Below are 22159 nucleotides of genomic sequence, written 5' to 3'. Positions count from 1 at the left end.
GACCAAAGCGCCCCTAGAGGCCGCCGTCCCAGTGGCGAATCACGAATTCTCGAAGGTCGTTCTGCCGCTTTTGGAACGCTTCGCTTCGGTCGCACTTGAGGCCCATAGCGAGCGCAATGGCGTTCATCGCCCGGTGCAATTGCAGCTGATGGGCAAACTGAGTCCCGGTGAGGACGATCATCCTAAAGTCCAGCGCGCTCAGTACGGTCATACGCTCCGCATCCGACGCGCTGCGCTGTTTATCAAGATGGTCCGAGCCGTTGTATTCAATCCCCGTACCGCTCGCAGGCGCATATACGTCAATCTCGAAATACCCGGCCTTTGCGAGACACTTGAACTCGTTGGGAACATCGACCCTATGGTTGAGCTCGATTTTGGCGTATCCCAGCCCGCCCTGGAAACGTTTTGCTACGACCATGATTGCGGTGGCCGTCTCCATGGGCGACCGCGCGCCATCGTGCACGCGCTTGAGCACGGCGGCCGCGCGTATAGCCCCCTGACGAGATCGGTTCTCATTGCAATAGGCAATCAAGTCGGCAACGGTATACCTCTGCCCCATCTCGATATAATCGCCTGTCGACAGATGATTCAAATGGTATCGGGCGCAGATTTCGTAGCCATATTCCAGCTGCTCGGGCTCACTCATCCACGAACCCGCCTGGACAAAGCACATGGCCTCATCAACCACCAGAAGGCCCTCTGCCACCTCGATAAGATGGCCTGGAGGTACCGGCGCCCCAAACACGTGGCACCTAAATCCAGCCGGCGTCGAGCGCTCAAAATCGAAGTTGACGAGCGTGTCGATATGATCGAGCTCTTCTCGTGGAATACCAAGCGAAACCAGATAGTCGGTAACGATTCCAACTGCCGTTGAAGCCCTCAGCCCCTTGGCATCGAGCCCCAATTTGGGCAGGTCCGCAATCGGCTCCGCCTCGCTAGCAAGCGAGTCCTCATCGTATAGGCTGCTTGCTCGCGAGAGCGGCTCGGACGGGCGCGCCACGTTGTGGTACAGCCAGGCAGTCTTATGGGACAGGACGATCGGCAGGTCCATGAGCCCTCCAATGGAGTCAGATAACCAACCTTATTCCCCTGCCCACGGGTCCGCACACCTTCGTGCGCAAGAAAGCGATTCCACCCGATCGAGTGGTAGAAAAACCATCACAACATTCGATGCTTTTCCCGTTTTTGGCAAAAAACTTCGAATGTTGTGATGGTTTGAGGCGAGGTGAGGAGCATAGAGGGGCCAAAGCATCGTGCTCGAACGGGTTAATCCAACTCTTTTAAGCCATGCGCCAGCTGCCAGTACTCACCGTGCTGGGCGAGCAGCTCTTCGTGCGTGCCGCGCTCGATGATGCGGCCGTGTTCGAGGACCATGATGGCGTCGGCGTCGCGGACGGTGGACAGGCGGTGCGCGATCATAAACGTGGTGCGGCCACGCATGATGCGGTCCATGCCGCGCTCGATGAGCTTTTCGGTGCGCGTGTCGATAGAGCTCGTGGCCTCGTCCAGGATGAGCACCGGCGGGTCGGCGACGGCCACGCGCGCGATGGCGAGCAGCTGACGCTGACCCTGCGACAGGTTGGCACCGTCCGCGGTCACGAGCGTGTCATAGCCCTGCGGCAGGCGGCGGATAAACGAGTCGGCGCAGGCGGCCTCGGCAGCGGCGCGCACCTCCTCGTCGGTCGCGTCGAGCTTGCCAAAGCGGATGTTCTGCGCAATGGTGCCGCTAAACAGGTGCGTGTCCTGCAGCACAATGCCGAGCGATCCGCGCAGGCTGGCCTTGGCAATGTGCTTGACGTCAATGCCGTCGTACGTGATCTCGCCGTCATCGACCTCGTAGAAGCGGTTGATGAGGTTGGTGATGGTCGTCTTACCTGCGCCTGTGGAGCCCACAAAGGCGATCTTTTGGCCCGGCTTGGCAAACAGGTTGAGATCCGTGAGCACACGGGTGCCTGGCACGTAGGAAAAGTCCACGGCATGGAAGCGCACGTCGCCGGCAAGTGGGACCAAGCCGCACGTGAGCTCGGTGCCGTCGGCAGCCACCGCACGGCCCGACTCATCAACGGCAGCCACATCATGCAGGTGCCCGTACGCGCCCACGCCCTGGCCCTCGGGAATCTTCCACGCCCACGCGGCGTCGCCCGTCTGCACCAGCTCCACGCAGCCCTCGTCCACCTCGGGCTTAAGGTCCATAGCCGCAAACAGGCGCTCGGCACCGGCCAACGCGTTGAGCAAGAAGTTGCCGAGCTGCGTAAACTGGTTGATGGGCATGGCAGCCTGACGCACAAAGACCAGGTAGCTTGCGAGCGCACCTACGTCGGCGAGTCCCTTGATGCAGAGCATGCCGCCCGCCACGGCAACGATGGCATAATTGACGTAGCCAATCACGACGGTCATGGGCACCATGGAGTTGGCATAGCTCACGGCGGCGGTGCCGGTGCGGCGCAGTTCTTGGTTGCGCACGTCAAAACCAGCCACGTTGGCCTGTTCGTGATTAAAGACCTTGATGACCTTTTGGCCCGAGACCATCTCTTCGATATATCCGTCCAGGTCGCCAAGCGATGCCTGCTGGGCGGCAAAGAAACGCTTAGAACGCGCGCCCGAGTAGCGCGCATACAGCACAATGGCCGCATCGCACACGAGCGTGATAATCGTGAGCTGCCAGTTAAGGATGATGAGCATAGCCGTAGTGCCCACAACCTGAATGGCGGCCTGAATCACGTTGGCAAAGCTGTTGTTGAGCGCCTCGGAGACGGTGTCGACGTCGTTGGTGAAAAAGCTCATGATGTCGCCCGAGCGCGTACTGTCGAAATAGCTGAGCGGCAGCGTCTGAATGTGCGCGAACAGGTCGCGACGGATGTCGGACACCACGCGTTGGGCCGCGCGCACCATGATCTGCGAGTAGCCTAGGGCCGAGAGCACGCCCGCGGCGTAGATGATCGCCGTTACGATGACCTGCTTGGCGAGCAGCTCCTCACCGCCCGTGGCCAGGCCGTTGACGATGGGGCGCACCATGTAGGTGCCGGCGAGGCTCGCGATGGCCGCGACGGAGGCAAGCATACCCACCGCCAGCAGCGAGAACTTGGCATGGCCCATGTAAGAGAGCAAACGGCGCACAGTGCGCTTGAGGTCGGCCGGGCGCGCTTGGGCTGCGGTCTTAGGCATGGCGCTCGCCCCCTTCCAAGGGTAATCTGCTGGGGACGGAGGAAAACGGATTATTCGCGCAGCCATCGTCGCTGCCGTCGCCGGCGTCTACGTTCCCCGCAAACTCCATCTGCGAGGCGTAAATCTCCTGGTAGATGTTGTCGCCCGCTAGCAGTTCCTCGTGCGTGCCCACGCCGTGGACACGACCGTCGTCCAGCACCACAATGCGATCGGCATCCATAACGCTCGCGATGCGCTGGGCGATGATGAGCACGGTCGTATCGGGGATCCGAGCGATGTGCTCGCGAATCTTAGCGTCGGTCGCCATATCGACCGCGCTGGTGGAGTCATCAAAAATGAGCACGCGCGGATGCTTGAGCAGCGTGCGCGCGATGCACAGACGTTGCTTCTGACCACCCGAGACACCGGCGCCGCCTTGGCCCAACTCGCCGTCCAGCCCGCCGATGCGATCAAGGAACTCGTCCACGCACGCTGCGCGGCAAGCCGCGAGGAGCTCATCGTCCGACGCCTGCGGATTGCCCCACTGCAGGTTCTCGCGCACGGTGCCCGCGAACAACACGTTCTTTTGCAGCACAATGCCCACGGCGTCCCGCAAGGCGACCAGGTCGTAGTCGCGCACGTCGTGTCCGCCCACAAGTACGACGCCCTCGGTGGCGTCGTACAGACGCGCAATCAGCTGCACAAGCGAGCTCTTACCCGAGCCCGTGCCGCCGAGGATGCCCACCGTCGAGCCGCTCTCGACGCGAAGGTCGATATGCTCGAGCACATCCTCGGCTGCATCCGCGCGGTATTTAAAGGAAACGTCGCGAAACTCGACACTGCCGTCCGCTGGCGCCGCAGTCGCGAGGTCTCCCGCAGGGTTGGCGATAAAGGGCTCCTCATCGAGCACCCCTGCGATACGGCCCACACTCGTGAGAGCGCGCGTGAGCAGCAAAAACACGTTGGAAATCATCATGAGCGAGTTCATGATCAGCAGCACGTAGCTCATAAAGCCCGTGAGAGAGCCCACGCCCAGCTTGCCGGCGAGAATCATGCGGCCGCCAATCCACAGGATGGAGAGCGCAGCCACGTACATCGACAGCTGAAACACCGGCAGGTTGAGCACGGCGGTGCCGAAGGTCTTGGTCGCCGTGCCGGCGAGCTCGGTATTGACGGTGTCAAACTTGTCGCACTCGTGCTCGGCGCGCACGTAAGCCTTCACTGCGCGCACGGCGGTAAGGTCCTCTTGCACCACGCCGTTAAGGTGGTCCATCGAGGTCTGGAGTTGGCGGTAGAGCGGACTGACGCGATAGGTGATGACACCCAGCACGATTGCCAGCACGGGCAAGATGATCGCAAAGACGGTGGCGAGCGGGCGCGACAGCATCAGCGCGTAGATAAGGCCGACGATAAGCGTCACCGGGCCGCGCACCGTAGGGCGAAAGCCGTTGCTCACAGCATTTTGGATAACGGTGATGTCCGTGGTCATGCGAGTGACGAGCGAGCTGGCGTCGTAGTTGTCCAGGTTACCAAAAGCGAGCGTCTGAATCTTTTTGTACTCGGCCTCGCGCAGGTTAGCGCCTAGGCCCGAGGCAACGCGGGCGGACGTGTGTGCATAACCCAAGCCCAGTACCAGCGAAAGCGCAGCGCACACCAACATGTACGCGCCCTGCAGCAGCATGTAGTTGATATCACCCGCAGGCACGCCCACATCGATGATGTTGGCCATGATGACCGGGATAAACAGCTCGAGCACCGTCTCGACCGACACAAAGAACACGCCGAGAATGGCATCGCGACGGTATGCCCCTAGATAAGAAAACAGTATTTTGAGATTGCGCACGCAGGTTCAACCCCCATCAAACGTTGTTCGCAAACGCACGTATTATTGCGCGCCGAATAATGGTGTCAAGTATTCCGAAATCGTTTTCTGCAAGGTTAACGCCGGCGGCGAGTTCTCGTGACGTGTGTCCATATTCACTCGGAATAATGGTGCGCGTGACTTTTTTCGCCCGGCACCCAACACAAACCTTGACTCTACAATCGTTGTAGGGTTTTCACTACACTGGTACATAAACAAACCCAGCCAGAAAGTGCCCCCGCTCATGGAACACGACCTCACACGCGGCAATGTCCTTAAGACCATCGCGGTCTTTGCCCTGCCCTATATGCTCTCGTACTTTTTGCAGATGCTCTACGGCATGGCCGACCTGTATATGATGGGGCAGTTTAGCGGCGCCGCCGGCATCACCGCTGTGGGCAATGGCGCGCAGACGCTCTATATCATTACCGTGACGCTCGTGGGCCTGGCCATGGGAACGACGGTCATCGTCGGCCACGCCGTGGGCTCGCGCCGCTTCGACCGCGCCGAGACCGCCATCGGCAATACCATCACGCTGTTTATGGGCGTCTCGGTAGTACTGGCCGTCATCTTGTTTGCACTTTGCCCGCAGGTTGTGGCGCTCATTGGCACGCCGCCCGAGGCGGTCGAAGGCACCGCCGCCTACCTGCGTATCTGCTTTGTCGGCATTCCGTTTATCGCCGCATACAACATTCTCTCGGCCATCTTTCGCGGGCTGGGCGATTCGCGCTCGCCTATGTACGTGATTGGCGTGGCATGCATCATCAACATCGCGCTCGACTTTCTATTTATCGGCCACATGGGGCTCGGCCCCGTGGGCGCGGCGCTCGGCACAGTGACCGCCCAGACGGCCAGCGTTGCCCTCGCGCTCGTGTGGCTCAAGAGCCGCCGCACGAACATCCACGTTAAGCGCAGCGACCTGCGCCCCCAGCCCGAGGTGCTCGGCAGCATTCTTAAGATCGGCGTGCCTGTGGCTGTACAGGACGGCTGCATCCAGGTGGCGTTTATGTTTATCACCGTCATCGCCAACCACCGAGGGCTCGTCGACGCCGCCGCCGTAGGCCTGGTCGAGAAGATGATCAGCTTTTTGTTCATTGTTCCGAGTTCCATGGGCGCCACCGTCAGCGCGCTCACGGCGCAAAACGCCGGTGCAGGAAAGGGCGGTCGTGCGCGTCAGGTACTCAAGGATGCCATGACGATCTCGGTGGTGTACGGCTGTCTGATCACGATGCTGATGTGGCTGGTGGCGCCGGCGTTTATCGGCTTTTTTGCCAAGGACCCCGCGGTGGTCGCGGCCGGTACCGGCTATATGCACAGTTATATTTTCGACGCAATCTTTGCCGGCATCCACATTTGCTTTAGCGGCTTTTTCGCTGCATACGGCAAGAGCTACATCGGCTTTGCGCACAACGTGCTGGCCGTGGCGCTCATTCGCGTACCCGGCGCGTGGCTGCTGTCGAACGCCTATTCCGACACGCTGTTTCCCATGGGCATCGCTTCGCCGTGCGGATCGATTTTGTCGGCAGTCATCTGTGTTGTCGCGTTTACCGTGCTTAACCGGCGCGGAGCTTTTGACAAGTTGGTAGCGTAGCGGATCGTTTGTGTCATACGACGGCCGCGCCGCACGACCTCGGCGCCCCTTCCCCGCCCATTGAAAGGAGCGGTCCTGTGACCGACATGCCAACCGAACATACCGAGGGCCTGCTCCGCATTGGTGAGGTGGCACGCCTGTTTAACCTGAGCGTAGGCACGCTACGTCATTACGAGCAGATGGGCTTGCTGGACCCGGCGCACATCGATCCGGCGAGTGGGTACCGCTACTACGGATCGCGGCAGCTCTCCACTCTCAACACCATCAGCCGCCTGCGTGTTCTCGACTTACCGCTCGCGCAAATCCGCGAGTTTGTGACCACGCGCGACGTGAACCTTATGCAGCGGCAGCTGGCTCAGCAGCAAAAGCTCATCGAGCGCAAGCGACGTGAGCTAGAGCGTGTGTCGCGCAAAATCGATAACCGGCTTGCCCTGCTGCACAATGCCTTGAACATCGAGCTCGATACCATTTGCACAATCGATGCGCCCGAGCTTCGCTGCGCCGTGTTGCGCGAACGCGTCAACCCTACCGACGCCTATGCGCTGGAGTGGCAGATCCGTCAACTGCAGAAGGGCCAGCACGAGACCTTTGTCTTTCTGGGCAACTTGGGCGTTGGGATTAGCGCCGAGCGCCTCGCCGCCGGCGACTTTGATGGCTACGACGAGGTCTTTCTACTACTCGATGACACCGATGATTACGTGGGCGACGTCGAGACGCGATCCACCGCGCGCTGCCTGGCCATAAGCTTTCGCGGCGCGCACGGGCAAGCGGGCCCGCGCTATAAGCAGCTGCTCGGCTATATGCGCAAACATAACCTGATACCCGCCGGTCCATCGCGCGAGATTGCCCTGATCGACGACATCATTAGCGATGATCCGGCAACCTACGTGACGCAGATCACGGTGCCGGTTGCCCCGTCCAAATAAGATCCGCCCGGAAGGCATCGTGCTTCCGGGCGGTTCTTCAATTTGGTTATCGATGCGCTAAGCCTGGGGCACCTCACCGGTCGCAAGGATCTGCTCGAGCGCGTCCTCGTCCAGCACGGGTACGCCCAGCTGCTCGGCCTTGGTGAGTTTGGAGCCCGCTTTGGGGCCGACGACCAGATAGCTCGTCTTCTTTGACACACTGCCCGAAACCTTGGCGCCGAGCACCTTGAGCGCCGCGCCCGCCTCGTCGCGGGTGCGGTTGACGAGCGTGCCTGTCAGCACGAAGGTCAGACCCGCGAGTGGCTGTGCGTCGGCGAGCTCGCCCGCCACGCCAGCGTCAGCTGCGGCTTGCGCGTGCGCAGCGCCCAAGTCGACCTCGAGCGAAAGGCCCGCCTGGCGCAGACGTTCCAGCACTGCAAGGTTCTCGGGCACGGCCAGGAACTGCTTGACGCTCGCCGCAATCTTGGGGCCGATGCCCTCGCACTCGGCGATGTCCTCTTCACTCGCCAAGATGAGCTTGTCAATCGACAGGAATCGCTCGGCGATGACCTCGCCCACGCTCTTGCCCACGTGGCGGATGCCCAGGGCAAATAGCACGCGACCGAGCGGCTGGCTCTTGGACTTGTTGAGCTCGGCGATGATTTTCTCGGCCGTCTTGAGGCCTACCGGAATGGGGTCGCCCTTCTTGACGCCCTTTTTGCTGTTAGAGCTGGCGTACACGCGGCCCGTGTCCAGGCCTGCGATGTCGTCGACCGTGAGCTGATAGAAGTCCGCGACGTCGTGAATCAGCCCGGCGGCGATCATCTTGTCGACGATCTCGTCGCCCAGGCCGTCGACGTCCATGCAGCCGCGGCTCACCCAGTGGAGCAGGCGCTCCTTGAGCTGCGCGGGGCAGTCGATGGAGACACAGCGGTAAGCGACCTCGCCATCCTCGTGAACCACGGGGCTGCCGCACACGGGGCAGACCTCGGGCATGTGCCAGTCGACCGAATCAGCCGGGCGCTTGTCGAGCACCGGACCCACGACCTCGGGGATTACGTCGCCCGCCTTGTGCACGATAATAGTGTCGCCCTCGCGCACGTTTTTGCGACGGATCTCGTCGATGTTGTGCAGCGTGGCGCGCGCGATGGTGGAGCCGGCAACCGTCACCGGATCGAACTCGGCAACCGGCGTGAGCACACCGGTGCGACCCACCTGGATGCGAATCTCGCGCAGGACGGTCTGCTTTTCCTCGGGCGGAAACTTAAAGGCAATGGCCCAGCGCGGTGCGCGGGCGGTAAAGCCCAGGTCGAGCTGCTGCTGAAAGCTGTCGACCTTTACGACCACGCCGTCGATGTCGTAGTCCAGGTCGCCGCGATGCTCGAGCGCCTGGGCGCAGAACTCGTGGACCTCGGCCGGCGTGGCACAGCGAGCCACGTTGGGGTTGACGCTAAAGCCGGCGCTACGCAGCCAATCGAGGAACTCGCGCTGGCTGTGGACGTGCAGTGGATCGGTATCGGCGATGGCATAGATAAAGGTGGCCAGGTCGCGCCGCGCCGTAACCTTGGGATCCTTCTGACGCAGGCTGCCAGCAGCGGCGTTGCGCGGGTTGGCGAAGGGGTCGCGGCCCTCGGCATCGGCCTCTTCATTCAGACGAACAAAGCTGCCTTTGGGCATATAGACCTCGCCGCGCACCTCGATGGTGCGCTCGCGGTCGGCACCCATGTGAGCGAGCGCCGGCTCGGACAGGTGCATAGGCACGTCCTTGATGGTACGGACGTTGAGCGACACGTCCTCGCCCGTTGTGCCGTCACCGCGCGTAGCGGCGCGCACAAAGGTGCCGTTTTGGTAGGTAAGGGCCACACCCAGACCGTCGATCTTAAGCTCGCAGGTATAGGTGACATTGCCGGCACCGAGGGCATCCTCGGCGCGTTGGAGCCATGCGTCGAGCTCGTCCAGGTCCATGGCATCGTCCATGGAATACATGCGCGCCATGTGCGTGACTGGCGTAAACTGCTCGCTCACGTAGCCGCCAACGCGCTGGGTATAGCTGTCGGGCGTCACCAGGTCGGGGTAGGTCGCCTCGATTTCTTGCAGCTCAACGAGCATTTTGTCAAAGGCGGCGTCCGTGATCTCGGGCGCGTCGAGCATGTAGTAGCGATAGGCGTGGTAATCGAGCTCGTGGCGCAGCTCGGCCGCACGCGCTGCCGCCTGGGCACGGGCATCGGTCGGCGCAACGGTATCCGTGCTCGTGGGCGTTTCGGTATCGATGTCCACGCCGTCACCAAACAGGCTCGATTGCTCCATAGCGGCACTCCTTCGCTCGATTTCAAACGGATACTAGAGTACCACCGGTCACCATGGCGCCGAATAACCCTTTCGAACCGCATCGAATCGGCAGTCGACGCACCGGGATGGATTGCGCGATTAAACCATGCTCTTATCAACTCTAAATGATCCATTTTCCTCCGTCCCCAACGGATCAATAAGAAAAGAGGGGACTGCCCCACGTTGATGGGACAGCCCCCTCTGGCCTCGATATACGCGATACGGCTCGCTAGTAGCCCTGACCGTAGCCTTGACCCTGGCCCTGCTGGCCCAACAGCTCCTCCAGATACTGGCGCAGCTGCTCGTCGGTAATACCGCCGTTGCCGGTGTCGGTCGCGCTGTCATCCTGCTGCTGGTTCTGCAGCTCCTCATCGGAGCCCAGCTCGACGGTGACCTTCTTCTCTTCCTTGCCGCGCATGAGCGTGATCTCGACCTTCTCGCCCACCTCGTGGCTGCGCAGGGCGATGATCAGGCCATCGGCACTCGTAATCTCGTCGTCGCCCAGCTTGGTAATGACATCGCCCTCCTGGATGCCGGCCTTGGCAGCAGGGCCATCCTCAACGACGCTCGCCACATACGCGCCGCTATCGGTGCTCAGCTTGTTGGTGCGGGCGTTGAGCGCGTTGACGCTCGAAAGCGTGGCGCCCAGGTACGGGTGCACCGGCGTCTTACCGTCGATGATCTGGTCGGCAATGTTCTTGGCGTAGTTAACCGGAATGGCAAAGCCCACGCCCGAGCTGGAGCCCGAATAGCTCTCGATAAGCGAATTAATGCCCACCAGCTCACCATTGTCGTTGACGAGCGCGCCGCCGGAGTTGCCCGGGTTGATGGCGGCATCGGTCTGGATCATGTTGGCATAGATGGTGTTACCGTTGGTAGAGCTCATGGCCGTGGAGCGATAGAGCGCCGACACAATGCCCGTGGAGACAGACTGCTCGTTGCCGAACGGCGAGCCGATCGCCATGACCCACTCGCCCACGTTGAGCTTGGAGGAATCACCAATCTCAATCGGCGTGAGCTTGGAGGCGTCAGCATCCTTGAGCTTGATGACGGCCAGGTCGCTCGAAGCATCGTTGCCCACGAACTCGGCCTCGTACGTGGTTCCGTCGTCCATGGTCACCACGTACTGGTCGTAACCATCGACCACGTGGTTGTTGGTGAGGATGTGGCCCTCGGTATCGAGCACAACGCCCGAACCGACGCTGCCCGAACTATCCGACTCGTCGGCAGACTGCGAAAGCGAGCCATTCTGGCTGCCACTCGAAGTAGCGGTGATGGAAACGACGGAGGGCAGGGCCTTGGCAGAGACGGCCTCGGCCAGCGTGGTGTCCTCGGAGTCGATGGTGATCTTTTGCGTCGATGAACCCGAAGCACCCGCCGTCACGGCGTTCCTGCCGCCGCCGATATCGAGCGTGCCGCTCATAATGAGCGCAATGACCAGCAGGGCGCCGCAGGCACAGCCGGCGAGTGCCGTAATAAAGATCGGCAGCTTTTTGGTTTTGGTCTTGACCACCGTGTGCTTGTTTACAACCTGCTGGCCGCCCAGCGGCTTGCCGGTCTGCGTGTCGTAGGCCTGCACGTAGGGAATGTTGCCGTCGGCAGGCGTCGACTCCACCTGTACGCGCGGTTGCTGCTGAGTCTCGCCGGCGTGGCCCGCATCCTGGGGACGCTGGGAATCGTTCTCGCTCATAGCTGCAATCCTTTCGTCAAATAACCAAAGGCCCGCCAAACACGTGGCGGGCCATCATTGTTCACGATGAGTTGTACCCCAATATGCGGGTGCACGTGTATGAGAACGCAATCTTTTAGGAAGGCTTAAGTTCTACTGCAAACTCGAAAGGAACCCGCACCTGCGGCAAAACCACCGCAAAGGCGCCTGTCCCCCTTGCGGTGGAAATCTAGTCCTTAAACAGATAGCCCACGCCGCGGACGGTGGTGATGTGTGCCGCGATCTGCGGGCCCACCTTGGAACGGATGCGTCGAATGTGCACGTCGACGGTGCGCGTGCCGCCGCAGTACTCAAAGCCCCACACGCGGTGCAGCAGCACTTCGCGGCTGTAGGCGCGGTTGGGGTGCGTCGCCAAAAAGCTCAGCAGCGAGTACTCCATCAGCGTCAGGTCGATGGGCTCATCGTCGAGCGTCACCTGGTAGGTGGCAAGGTTAATCTCGAGGTTATCGATGTTGAGCACATCGGCGGCGACGGTCTCCTCCTCGCCCATCAGGCGCTGTGCGCGAGCCTTGAGTTCGTTGGGCGTCGCCGTGGGGCATACAAAGTCGGCATGCGCGTGATTCGGCAGGCGCAGGGTGCCGAGCGCCTCGTCGTCGACGATCACCAACATGGGGACGCCGCCGCGATCGTCAAGCCACTTGGCAATCTGATCGATGCGGTCGCTGCGGATGCCGTCGGAATCGAGGATCAGCAGGTCAAAGTCGTGCGCCGCAGTCGGCGAATCGGGGGTAGCCAGGCTCACCTCAACACCCAGGGTGGTCGTCAAGCTGCGGGCAAACTCGTGGAAGCGCGTCGTGCGCGCCATGAACAGGGCACTCTTTTCGGACATATCGGCCTCCAAGGAAATGAGCTCAATCGTACTGGAACAAGCCAGCGCGATTAGGAGTTCGCCAGGTAGTGCTTGATCTCCCACTCGGTGATCGTGGACTCAAACTTATGCCATTCGTCGCGCTTCTTTTTGAGGAAGAAGCTGTGGATGTGCTCGCCGAGGGCATCCTTCATAAACTGCGAGCCCTCAAAGACGTCGAGCGCCTCTTTGAGCGAGCGCGGCAGCGGCGTGTAGCCGGCCTCGACCATCTGACGGTCGGTGAGCTTGAGCGTCTCGGCCGTGGCCTCGGGCGGGAGCTCCAGCTTGCGCTCGAGGCCGTCCAGACCAGCCGCCAGCGTGACGGCGTTGACCAGGTACGGATTGGCCATGGGATCGGGACTGCGCAGCTCGATGCGCGTGGACAGCTGCTTGCCGGGCTTGTAGACCGGAATGCGGACCATACTCGCGCGGTTACGCAGGCCCCACGTGGCGTACTGCGGCACGGAGTCGCCGCCCGTGGTAATGCGCTTGTACGAGTTGACCGTGGGGTTGGTGATGGCGCTGATCTCGCGCGCGTGCGCCAGGATGCCGGCCATGTAGTGCTTGGCGATATCGGAGAGGTGGTACTTCTCGTCGTCCTCGCCCCAAAAGACGTTGTTGCCGTCGTGGTCGAATAGCGACTGGCACAGGAACATAGCGCTGCCGTCCTCGCCCGCCAACGGCTTGGGCATAAAGGAGGCGTGGCAACCGCTCTCGTAAGCCTGCTGCTTAATGATGAGCTTGGCCGTGGTGATGGCGTCGGACATGCTCAGGGCCTCGGCGTGGCGCAGGCTCATGCCATGCTGCGAGCGGCCGGCGGCGTGGAAGGTGTACTCCACGGGCACGGACATCTTCTCGAGCGTGAGGACCGTGTTGCGGCGCAGGTCGCGAGCGGCATCGCTCACCGAAAGATCGAAGTAGCCCACGTTGTCGAGCGGCTCGGGCGTGTGCTCGTCGGGAAAATAGTAGTACTCCAGCTCGGCGCCCACGTTGAGCAGATAGCCGGCCTTCTCGGCCCTGTAGAACATGCGGCGCAGGGCATCGCGCGGGTCGCCGGCAAACGGCTTGCGATCGGGAGTGCACACGTCGCAGAACACGCGGGCGACGCCGTTATGGCTCGGGCGCCACGGCAGAATCTGGAAGGTCGAAGCATCGGGAAACGCCAGCATGTCGGCTTCCTCGGGCGTGGCAAAGCCCTCGATGGCGGAGCCGTCAAAGCCAATACCCTCCTCAAAAGCGACCTCGAGGTCCTCGGGGCTAATGGCAAAGTTCTTGAGGCGGCCGAGAATGTCGACAAACCACAGACGCACAAAGCGGATGTCACGCTGCTCTACGGAGCGGAGTACGTAATCGATGTTCTGCTGGTTCATGTCGCTCCCCTTTCTTTCGGGCGGGTTTCGACTGGTCTATATCGCAGATACTATCGCAGAAAAATGTTTCCGCAGGGTTAAAGCGTATCAAGCGCTCAAAAAACGTGTGCGAACAGGCAGTTGCGAACGAGCGGCTAGCGCGAGGTCGATGCGCGGTGTTCGATGTGGCCGGGGATCTCGATGCGTTTGGGTGCCAGCTTTGCGGCTTCGCCCACGGTGGTGGTAACAACGTCGATGCGCTCGGACAGGCGCTCGACCACGCGTTCGGCAATGGTAAGGGTGTCTTGCGCGGCCGTGGTCACACCGCCAAAGAGCACGTGGTTCCAGGGGTAATCGTCAAACGTCGCAATCTTGAGACCCGCCGGCAACGAGGGTCCCAGCTGTGCCAACGCCTCGGTCAGACGCAGGAAAACCAGGCCGTTGACGGCGATAAGGCCGAGCTTTTTGCCTGCATAGCCGCGGATGGTCTCGTCCAAGCGACCGACGCCTGCGGCGCCCCCGTCGGCCAAGGTGACGACCTCGCCCGCAAGGTCGCGTCGCGAAAGCTCGTCGGCAAAGGCCTCGGCGCGCTCACGACGCACGGGGCTGTCGTCGCTTGCCTCAGTGAGCAGGCACAGGCGCTCGCTGCCCGCAGCGGCCAAAGCGTCCACCAACCCGGCGACCAGCTCACGGTTGTTAGATGTCACCAGATCGACACCGCCGTCGGCAACATCGCGGTCGAGCAGCACAACGGGCAGACGTCCCGCTGCCGCGGCGATCGCCTCGTCATTACCTCCGCAGGTGTTGACGACCAGGCCGTCCACGCCGGCATCGATAAGTCTGGTGAGCGACTCCGCTTCCTTAGCGGGGTCGTTACCACTAATGGCCGTCATGAGCGAGCAGCCGCGCGCAGCGGCGCTGGCGGAAAGTCCTTCGAGCATGGCGCTCGAGAACGGGTTGGCGATGTCGGCCAGGATCACGCCGATGAGGTTGGTGCGCGAGCTGCGCAGATTGCGTGCGGCGGCACGTGGGCGATAGCCGGTGCGCTCGATAACCGCCGCGATGCGAGCGCGGGTTTCCTCGGTCATCTGCCCGGGGCGGTTGTTGAGATAGCGCGAGACCGTGGCCGGGCTCACGCCCGCCTCGGCGGCAATGTCCTTGATTCTCATCTGCGCCATGGCGCACCCCGTTTCCCAATTGTCAGCAGTCTGAGCCATTTTAGGCATTTTTTTTAAAAATCTCGCTTGCAAAACGCTGTAGGTGAGTATACTACAACTCGAAACGAAACCGATTTCGTAAACCGATTTCGGCGAGCGTTGGCACGTAGGTGCAAAGATGTACCCTACCGTCTTGGCACCTCCGTGCCAACGCCATATCAAAGGTGTACGCACGAGCAAGAAAGAGCTGCGCAACCATGGGTAAAACGGTTCTTACCTTCGGCGAGATCATGATGAGGCTCTCGCCCAAAGACCATCTGCGCATTGAGCAGGCGACCGAGTTTGATGTCCGCTACGGCGGCGCCGAGGCCAACACCGCGCTTTCCCTGGCCTACCAGGGCGACAAGGCCGCTTACGTCTCCGTTGTCCCGGCCAACCGTCTGGGCGAGTGCGCTCTGCGTTCGTTGAAGGTCTACGACGTCGACACCACGCGCGTCGTGCGTCAGGGCGATCGCCTGGGCTCCTATGTCTTTGAGGTCGGTGCCTCGCAGCGCGGCAACGGCTGCGTCTACGACCGCAAGTACTCTGCCATTAACATGGCCAAGCGCGACGTCTTTGACTGGGACGAGATCCTCAAGGGCATCGATGTCTTCTATTTCTCCGGCGTGACGCCCGCTGTCTCCGACGAGATGGCCGCTGCGTGCAAGGATGCCCTCACCGCCTGCCGCGCCAAGGGCATCACCACCGTGTGTGACGTCAACTATCGCGGCAAGATGTGGTCGCCCGAGAAGTCGCAGGCCACCATGAAGGAACTCCTGCCGCTCGTCGACGTCTGCATCGCCAACGATGAGGACGCACCCGCCGGCCTCGGCATGACCTGCGTCTCCGGCTCCCTTGCCCACGGCATTGAGGAGCGCGACACCTACGTCGAGATGGCCCGTCAGATCTGCGCCGAGTACGGCTGCAAGAAGGTCGCTTCGGTCGTCCGCAACATCTCCTGCGTCGAGCGCTCCATCTGGATGGGCATGCTCTATGACGCCGAGAGCGGCGCGCACTGGTTCTCCCCCGCTCACGACGTGCACGTGCTCGAGGGCGTTGCCGCCGGCGACGCTTTCAACGCCGGCCTCGTCCATGCCCTCATCAACGACTTTGACCCGCAGGACGCCGTCAACTACGCGATTGCAGCCTCGATCCTCAAGCTCACCATCAAGGGCGATTCCAACTTGGTGACCGCAGACGAGATCGCAGCCGTGGCATCCGCCGCCGACGGTGGCACCCGCGTCGCGCGCTAGTCCGTCTCCATTCCGCGGGCCGCAGCTTTCCAATCCCATACCCCTGCGGCCCGCTCCCCGATTCCTCCGGCCGGACAAAACCACCAGTCCCATTCCGGTTTTGCCTGGCATTCCCTACATGACTGGTCGAGCAGCTGGTTTTGGAATTGCTTGAACCCCAAGCAGTGCCTCCGATAACCAATCCAAAATCGGCTCCTGACCAGCATATTTGGCAATCACGCGCCCACGCGCGCCATACATCGAAAGGAACATTATGTTCGATCAGTTCTACACCACGCTTGAGTCCCTGGGCATCGTGCCGGTCGTCGTGCTCGACAAGGTCGAGGACGCCGCTCCGCTCGCCCACGCCCTTATGGCAGCTGGCATGAAGTCCGCCGAGGTCACCTTCCGCACCGCCTGCGCCGCCGAGTGCATCGCCGCTATGGCCGAGGCCGAGCCCGAGATGTGCGTTGGCGCCGGCACTGTCCTGACCGTCGAGCAGGTTGAGCAGGCCCGCGCAGCCGGTGCCAAGTTCATCGTCTCCCCGGGTTACAACGAGGACGTTGTGAAGCACTGCATCAACATCGACCTGCCTGTCCTTCCCGGCACCGTAACCCCCTCCGAGGTCACCGCAGCCGAGAACCTGGGCCTCAAGGTCACCAAGTTCTTCCCCGCGTCCCAGTATGGCGGCCTGAACACCATCAAGGCCCTCGCCGCTCCGTTTGTCGGTCACCGCTTTATGCCCACCGGCGGCGTGAGCACTGCCAACGTCGAGGAGTACCTGAGCTCCTCCGCCATCATCGCCTGCGGTGGCACTTGGATGGTCAAGCCGGCCCTGTTCGCTGACGGCGACTTCTCCAAGGTCGAGCAGATCGCCCGCGAGGCCATGGACGTCGTCAAGAAGGTCCGCGGCTAGGTTTAGCTCTCTATCGTGAAAGGGGGCGTGTCCTAGACCTCGCCCCCTTTCTTTTAAAGCGGCTCGGAAGCGCGCCGTTTCCGTCACGAGCAAGAACCAAAACCGTCTTGTATGCTGATAGAACGTGACGGAAGCGACACGCCCCCGAGCCGCTTTGCCTACTCGGCTGGCAGTCGCGCTCAACTAAGACACTTCGACAAAAGCCGAGCCACCAAAACAGCTGCGGCGCCGTCTGGAGGAATGGACCCTTGCTTCCGGTCTTTTCCTCCAAGCGGTGCCGCAGCTTTGTGCCCCGGTTACGCCCCAACGCAGTTGCGGTGAAATAGGGACTGTTTGCGCCACCTAGGCCGCAAAACAGTCCCTATTTCACCGCAACTTATATGGGGATTGATTAGATAAACGAGTCTTTGGACAGCTCAAAATAGTCGGGATGCAAGGCGATAACCGGGCCCTGCTCCTCGGGCATCAGGTGCAAGTGTGTCTCTGCCAGATAGCTCGCCGCGTCGGTATCGCCCCTCTTAATGGCCTCAAGAATCCGACGATGCTGTCGACGAATCGGCTCCCAATCCAGGTCCTGCGACACCATACGCAACCAGTTGTATCGCTCAAAATGCGTGTTGATGCTCTTCATCCAATCCCACAACATGTGACGACCGGCAATCTCAAAACACGTCTCATGGAACAGGTTATCCAGGTCAAAGAAGCGGCGCGTTTCGCCATGGTCGAGCGACTCGGACTCGGTAAGAATCTGCTCAAGCCGCTGCTTTTGCTCGGGCGAGGCGGCCGAACAGCATTTAATAAGCACGCTTCTCTCGAGCTTCTCGCGCAAAAAGCAGGCGTTCTCGGCGCGCTCCATGCTGATTTTCGAGACATAGGTGCCGCTTTTGGGACGCGTTTCCACCAGCTCCTGCTCACGCAGGCGCACAAATGACTCGCGAATGGGCGTGCGCCCGATTCCCGTCTCCTTTTCCAGACCAATCGCCGAAAGGCGCGTGCCGGGCTTGAGCTCGGCATAGATAATCTTGGAGCGCAATGCGTTGTATGCCTGATCTTGCAGGCTCTGATAATGCTGGTGCTGTTCCATAAAGCCCTCGGATAAACCCTCGGTTAGTCGAATACCACCATGCAATACTATCGCATCGACACGCCCCAGCTCCCAATCAGTCTTTTTGGGACGGGGCTCTTTTAGCTACCCTGGCCCGCAGATCGGCCCCCTTGCCACAAAAGTGGCCCATCTACTACGTTAACACGGATAGCCTCGGCCATACCGAAAACCGTGAAAACAAAACCGCAGGTAGACAGCTTGTCGATTTTCGAAAAAGCCGGCTATGGTTGACCTCTGCGGCTTAAACGTAGTAGATAGGCCCTATTCGTGGCACAGCACTACTCCATCCCAAATTGGCACCCCGAGCCCTCGTGAGTTGCCAACAAGCTGTTCGACCAGCGCTTTATCCGCGCGGCATTTGGAAAATAGCACCACCGCAAAACCCGCGAGTAGCGCTTACTTTGCTATATCTTGCTATACTTTGCTATATCTTGCTATATCTTGAGCAAAGGTGGCTCACATGCAAACAAACCCTTTTAAGCCCACAGCAGGTAAAACACCTCCCACGATTATCGGCCGCGAAGATGTGCTCGAAGAATTCAGTGAAGGCCTCGTCAACGGGCCTGGTGCCCCGGGGCGCCTAATGCGCATAGCCGGCGTCCGTGGAACAGGCAAGACGGTCCTCCTTGACGAGTGCTCACGTTTGGCGCAAAGCCGTGGCTGGACGGTCATAAAAGAGGTCGCAACCGAGGGACTTTGCCAACGCATTCTCGAACAGCTGCAGCCCAAATTCCAGGCCAAACACGCCAGATTTGAGCCCACCGTAGCTGGCATATCCATCGGCAGCATAGACATTGAGCGAATCGGTCCATCGCTACGCGACGCCATGAGACAGACAATATCCAAGAATGAAAATGGCCTGCTCATCACTCTCGACGAGGTTCAAGACGCAGAGCTCGATGAGGTCCGAACGCTCTCCATTGCGATTCAGCAGGTTATCGGCGAAGACCTTGATATCGCCTTTGTTTTTGCGGGGCTGCCTTCGATGATTGAAAGCATCATCAACGGAAAGACACTTACGTTTTTGCGCCGTGCCCTCCCCTTTGACCTGAAGGCTGTGGCAGTAACCGAAGTGTCGTACTCCCTCGAGGAAACCATTGAAGCGTCTGGCATGGAGTTGCAGCCAGGCATTGCCGGCCAACTTGCCGAGGCAACGCAAGGTTATCCTTTCATGATCCAACTCGTTGGATACTACGCATGGCAGTTGGCAAGACGCGCACATACACCGATTATTGGAGAAGAAGAAGCCGAGCGCGGCATTGCAACGGCACGCGAACGCTTCTGTGCCATGGTGATTGAGCCCGCGCTGCAGCGCATTCCGCCCACGTGCATCGCTTATCTGCTGAGCATGGCGTCTTTGGGGCAGACGAGCTCGACCAGCATGGTTGCCGATGCCCTAAACAAAACGCCTCAACAGGTGAGTTCCGTCCGCAGCCGCCTGTTAAGAGAATCGATTATCGAGGCTCCCTCGTACGGCAAGGTCTCATTTGCCATCCCCTACATGCGCGACTACCTCTACGAGCACAAAGCCGAACTGGAAGTTGAACTGTAGAAACGGCAACTGCCCTGCAAGACGAAAACCGTTTTCGTACGGATTAAAGCAGACGTAAACGATTTTCGTCTTGATTTGCGTACGGAATTAAGACGTAAATTGCGCTTTCGTACGCTTATTACCAGACGCAAATTGTTTTCGTCCGGCCATGCGTCCCCAATCTAGACGAAAAGAGCCCCGAGCTCGTATTGAACTGCATCCCAATTCTTGGACGGGCGCCGATGCCCTGATCTCTGCCATGTCGAGGTGCGAGATCAAATCCTTGGCGCGCTCGCCGGAGTGGTATGCCTTGTTCGGCGCCACCTTCCTGTAGAGCTTCTTGAGCTTCGTCTTCCCCTTGTTGCCCGGTGGCATCTCCGTCTCAGGTGGCAGCCCTAGGAAGGACAGGACGCCGGGCAGGTCGCACAGCATCACGTCCTCGATGTCGGCCTTGGCCGCCAGGTCGACGACTCTCTGCGCTGTCGGCGAGATGTTCGGGGTGCTGCTACCGCCCGCTGGTTCGGAAGCTGGCGGGCAGTAGCGGGCAGTAGCGGCAGTAGCGGTGTGGCTCGATAGGCCCGAATATCCGTAAGGAAGGTGCTCGCTCTCATATGTGCTGATATGCCTCGCCTCGCGAACCTTGGGATGCTTCCTGAGGTAATCCCTCAATTCGAGCCACTCTTTATGCTCATAACGCTTCGAAATCGTTTCCCCGTCGACAGTTTCCTTCACATAATGGTATGTTCGAACGCCTTCGAACTTGCCGAACCCGTTCTCGACGCTGAAGTTTCTGAACCAGCGCGAAAACCCATTCAGGTCCATGAAGTTGACTTGGGGATGCCTGTCTTTCGTTCGTTCGAATGAGTGGACGAGCGGAGTGCCTTTGACTTGTTCCAGGCCGAAGGCTTCCATTTCGCGGGCCTGCTCCTTTTTCCAGAATTCGAGATACGACGTCAGCGTCTCGCTTATCGAGATCCTCCGCACGCTTTTCTTGCTTTTGGGCGAGCGAACGCTTCGATCGGCCGCGAACTGCTGCTCAATGAGGATGCTTCTGTTCTCGACGGAGACATCGGACCACGTCATCCCGAGGGCTTCTGCCCTTCTCATGTCGGTGTCGAGCATGGGCATCACGCATGTGATGTGCGCGTCCGGTTCTCGATTGAGTAGGATGTCGAGTAGGCGAGCGGCGTGATGGTTCCTTCGCGGTTGTCGTGGAACTTTTTTGCGTACGAGCCGACGGTGTCCCTCGATTTTTGGACGTAGGTGCCGCTGTTGAGTTCTGCCTTGTAGGCTTCGAGTGCGGCGTCGACCTCTCGGCTTTTGGTGGTATGTATGGTCTGCCACGGCGAATAGCGGTATTTGCCCGTGACCGGATCCTTGCCGAGGCTGTGACGGTAGCGCCACGTGTATTTGTCGCGGCGTTGCTTCGTTCCTTTGCCTATGACGAGAGGTCGGTCGTTCATCGTGTTCCTTGCCTGAAGTGCCTGAGAATCGCGCTCGGTTGCGCGGAATGGCGCAAAGGGCTGGGGCGAGTGGGCATTACCCTTGGTGGTGGGCCCTGCGTGGGGTCACACCCCAAGGGTAATGCTCCGCCTGACCGCTTTCAAGCTCGTTGTGGGTCGAATTTGGGTCGAATTATTCCGCGTACTTTTCTTTCGTAAATCTATGAAAACATCAAATGACCTGGAGTTATATTGACTTCAATTTGGGTCGAAATGTCTGAATGAAACAACGTCGTAGCGACCTCATAACCCGAAGGTCGGTGGTTCAAATCCGCCCCCGCGACCATGAAACTTCAGGTCGGAAGCATAAAAGCTCCCGACCTTTTTCTTTGTCTAGGGGTTTCGGCATCTCTCGTTCTTTGGGTACCTCGAGGCGGGCAATCAGATAGATGCTTACGAGTATCATAGGGTCTTTTTACGTCGCGGTCGTGTCTCGTACTGGTGCGCCGCTCTTTGTGGGACGTGTCACTTTGCCATAGGTTGTCCGGCGGCGGGGCGCAGGTCGTTCCCCGTGGCGTCGCTCCTTTCGACGCTACGCTGCCTGGCTACTCGTTCCACTGGTGCTTTTTCATGTCGACGCAGCCGTTGTCTCGGAAGGCGACTCCTTCCTCCGTCAGTAGTGCTCGCTGGTCGGGGAAGTTTGGCGCGAGGCGTCCCGCGTGGTTGACGACGCGGTGGCAGGGATAATCTCCGTAGCGATCCGCCTCGCTCAGCACCGCTCCGACCAGGCGAGAGTTTTTCTCCCTGCCGATGAGGCGCGCTATCTGACCGTACGAGGCGACGCATCCCGCCGGAATCTCTGCCACGACGGAGAGAATCTCATAAACCAAATCTTCGTCCAGGACTTTTCCCATCGTATCGCTCCCGTGTTCGCTTTTGCCTTCGGGGGCGCGGCACCGATCACCCGTACTGCGATTTTCGCA

The 22159-nt window shown here is 60.4% G+C and carries 17 protein-coding genes; 5 read left to right on the top strand and 12 right to left on the bottom strand.

All coding sequences use genetic code 11. The features are described 5' to 3' along the window. Positions 1–13: 13 nt before the first annotated feature. From LCQ44_RS05125 to LCQ44_RS05115, 3 genes are all read right to left on the bottom strand, one after another. On the bottom strand, positions 14–1051 hold the full coding sequence (locus tag LCQ44_RS05125) for a hypothetical protein (RefSeq protein ID WP_225093221.1): 1038 nt from the start codon (positions 1049–1051) through the stop codon (positions 14–16). A gap of 215 nt (positions 1052–1266) precedes the next feature. Continuing rightward, a complete protein-coding gene (locus tag LCQ44_RS05120; protein ID WP_225093220.1) occupies positions 1267–3165 on the bottom strand; it encodes an ABC transporter ATP-binding protein in 1899 nt (632 codons plus the stop codon). Continuing rightward, positions 3158–4987 (bottom strand): ABC transporter ATP-binding protein, encoded by a 1830-nt coding sequence (locus LCQ44_RS05115; RefSeq protein ID WP_225093219.1) that lies wholly within the window; start codon positions 4985–4987, stop codon positions 3158–3160. The genes LCQ44_RS05120 and LCQ44_RS05115 overlap by 8 nt, the downstream gene beginning before the upstream one ends. Before the next feature lie 262 nt (positions 4988–5249). Here LCQ44_RS05115 and LCQ44_RS05110 point away from each other — a divergent pair, with 262 nt between their 5' ends. Both LCQ44_RS05110 and LCQ44_RS05105 read left to right on the top strand, forming a co-directional pair. Continuing rightward, on the top strand, positions 5250–6596 hold the full coding sequence (locus LCQ44_RS05110) for an MATE family efflux transporter (RefSeq protein ID WP_138114131.1): 1347 nt from the start codon (positions 5250–5252) through the stop codon (positions 6594–6596). An 86-nt stretch (positions 6597–6682) separates the two neighbouring features. After that, a complete protein-coding gene (locus tag LCQ44_RS05105) occupies positions 6683–7522 on the top strand; it encodes a MerR family transcriptional regulator (RefSeq protein ID WP_225094238.1) in 840 nt (279 codons plus the stop codon). Between the two features lie 57 nt (positions 7523–7579). On the opposite strand, the gene ligA is transcribed toward LCQ44_RS05105, so the two are convergent. From ligA to LCQ44_RS05080, 5 genes are all read right to left on the bottom strand, one after another. Continuing rightward, complete coding sequence (gene ligA / locus LCQ44_RS05100) at positions 7580–9808, bottom strand: NAD-dependent DNA ligase LigA (RefSeq protein ID WP_225093218.1); 2229 nt, start codon at positions 9806–9808, stop codon at positions 7580–7582. A gap of 250 nt (positions 9809–10058) precedes the next feature. Next, positions 10059–11519 (bottom strand): S1C family serine protease, encoded by a 1461-nt coding sequence (locus LCQ44_RS05095; RefSeq protein ID WP_225093217.1) that lies wholly within the window; start codon positions 11517–11519, stop codon positions 10059–10061. A gap of 208 nt (positions 11520–11727) precedes the next feature. Further along, positions 11728–12387: a response regulator transcription factor gene (locus LCQ44_RS05090; RefSeq protein WP_225093216.1), complete on the bottom strand. Its 660-nt coding sequence runs from the start codon at positions 12385–12387 to the stop codon at positions 11728–11730. A gap of 50 nt (positions 12388–12437) precedes the next feature. Next, positions 12438–13775 carry a glutamine synthetase family protein gene (locus tag LCQ44_RS05085; RefSeq protein ID WP_225093215.1) on the bottom strand — a complete coding sequence of 446 codons (1338 nt, stop codon included), beginning with the start codon at positions 13773–13775 and terminating at the stop codon, positions 12438–12440. A 134-nt stretch (positions 13776–13909) separates the two neighbouring features. Then, positions 13910–14932, bottom strand: coding sequence for a LacI family DNA-binding transcriptional regulator (locus LCQ44_RS05080; protein ID WP_225093214.1), 1023 nt, complete (start codon positions 14930–14932; stop codon positions 13910–13912). 236 nt (positions 14933–15168) lie between these two features. Between LCQ44_RS05080 and LCQ44_RS05075 the strand changes: the two genes are divergently transcribed. Together LCQ44_RS05075 and eda are read left to right on the top strand one after the other, a co-directional pair. Next, positions 15169–16203 carry a sugar kinase gene (locus tag LCQ44_RS05075; RefSeq protein WP_225093213.1) on the top strand — a complete coding sequence of 345 codons (1035 nt, stop codon included), beginning with the start codon at positions 15169–15171 and terminating at the stop codon, positions 16201–16203. 253 nt (positions 16204–16456) lie between these two features. Further along, positions 16457–17098, top strand: coding sequence for a bifunctional 4-hydroxy-2-oxoglutarate aldolase/2-dehydro-3-deoxy-phosphogluconate aldolase (gene eda / locus LCQ44_RS05070; protein WP_225093212.1), 642 nt, complete (start codon positions 16457–16459; stop codon positions 17096–17098). A gap of 391 nt (positions 17099–17489) precedes the next feature. Here eda and LCQ44_RS05065 read toward each other — a convergent pair whose 3' ends face one another. Next, positions 17490–18182, bottom strand: a complete 693-nt coding sequence (locus LCQ44_RS05065) for a GntR family transcriptional regulator (RefSeq protein ID WP_195404028.1) — start codon at positions 18180–18182, stop codon at positions 17490–17492. Between the two features lie 481 nt (positions 18183–18663). Here LCQ44_RS05065 and LCQ44_RS05060 point away from each other — a divergent pair, with 481 nt between their 5' ends. Beyond that, entirely contained in the window at positions 18664–19755 is a 1092-nt protein-coding gene (locus LCQ44_RS05060) for an ATP-binding protein (RefSeq protein ID WP_225093211.1), read from the top strand. Between the two features lie 87 nt (positions 19756–19842). Here the strand turns inward: LCQ44_RS05060 and LCQ44_RS05055 are convergent, their stop codons facing one another. From LCQ44_RS05055 to LCQ44_RS05045, 3 genes are all read right to left on the bottom strand, one after another. Then, entirely contained in the window at positions 19843–20856 is a 1014-nt protein-coding gene (locus LCQ44_RS05055) for a site-specific integrase (RefSeq protein WP_263633761.1), read from the bottom strand. 5 nt (positions 20857–20861) lie between these two features. Further along, on the bottom strand, positions 20862–21197 hold the full coding sequence (locus tag LCQ44_RS05050; RefSeq protein WP_006234743.1) for a hypothetical protein: 336 nt from the start codon (positions 21195–21197) through the stop codon (positions 20862–20864). A 584-nt stretch (positions 21198–21781) separates the two neighbouring features. Further along, positions 21782–22090: an MGMT family protein gene (locus LCQ44_RS05045; RefSeq protein ID WP_006234744.1), complete on the bottom strand. Its 309-nt coding sequence runs from the start codon at positions 22088–22090 to the stop codon at positions 21782–21784. Positions 22091–22159 lie beyond the last annotated feature (69 nt).

The sequence above is a fragment of the Collinsella aerofaciens genome (assembly GCF_020181355.1).
Taxonomy (GTDB): Bacteria; Actinomycetota; Coriobacteriia; order Coriobacteriales; family Coriobacteriaceae; genus Collinsella.
The sequence above is the reverse complement of the archived record's forward strand: the minus strand, read 5'-3'. Positions and strand labels throughout refer to the sequence as shown.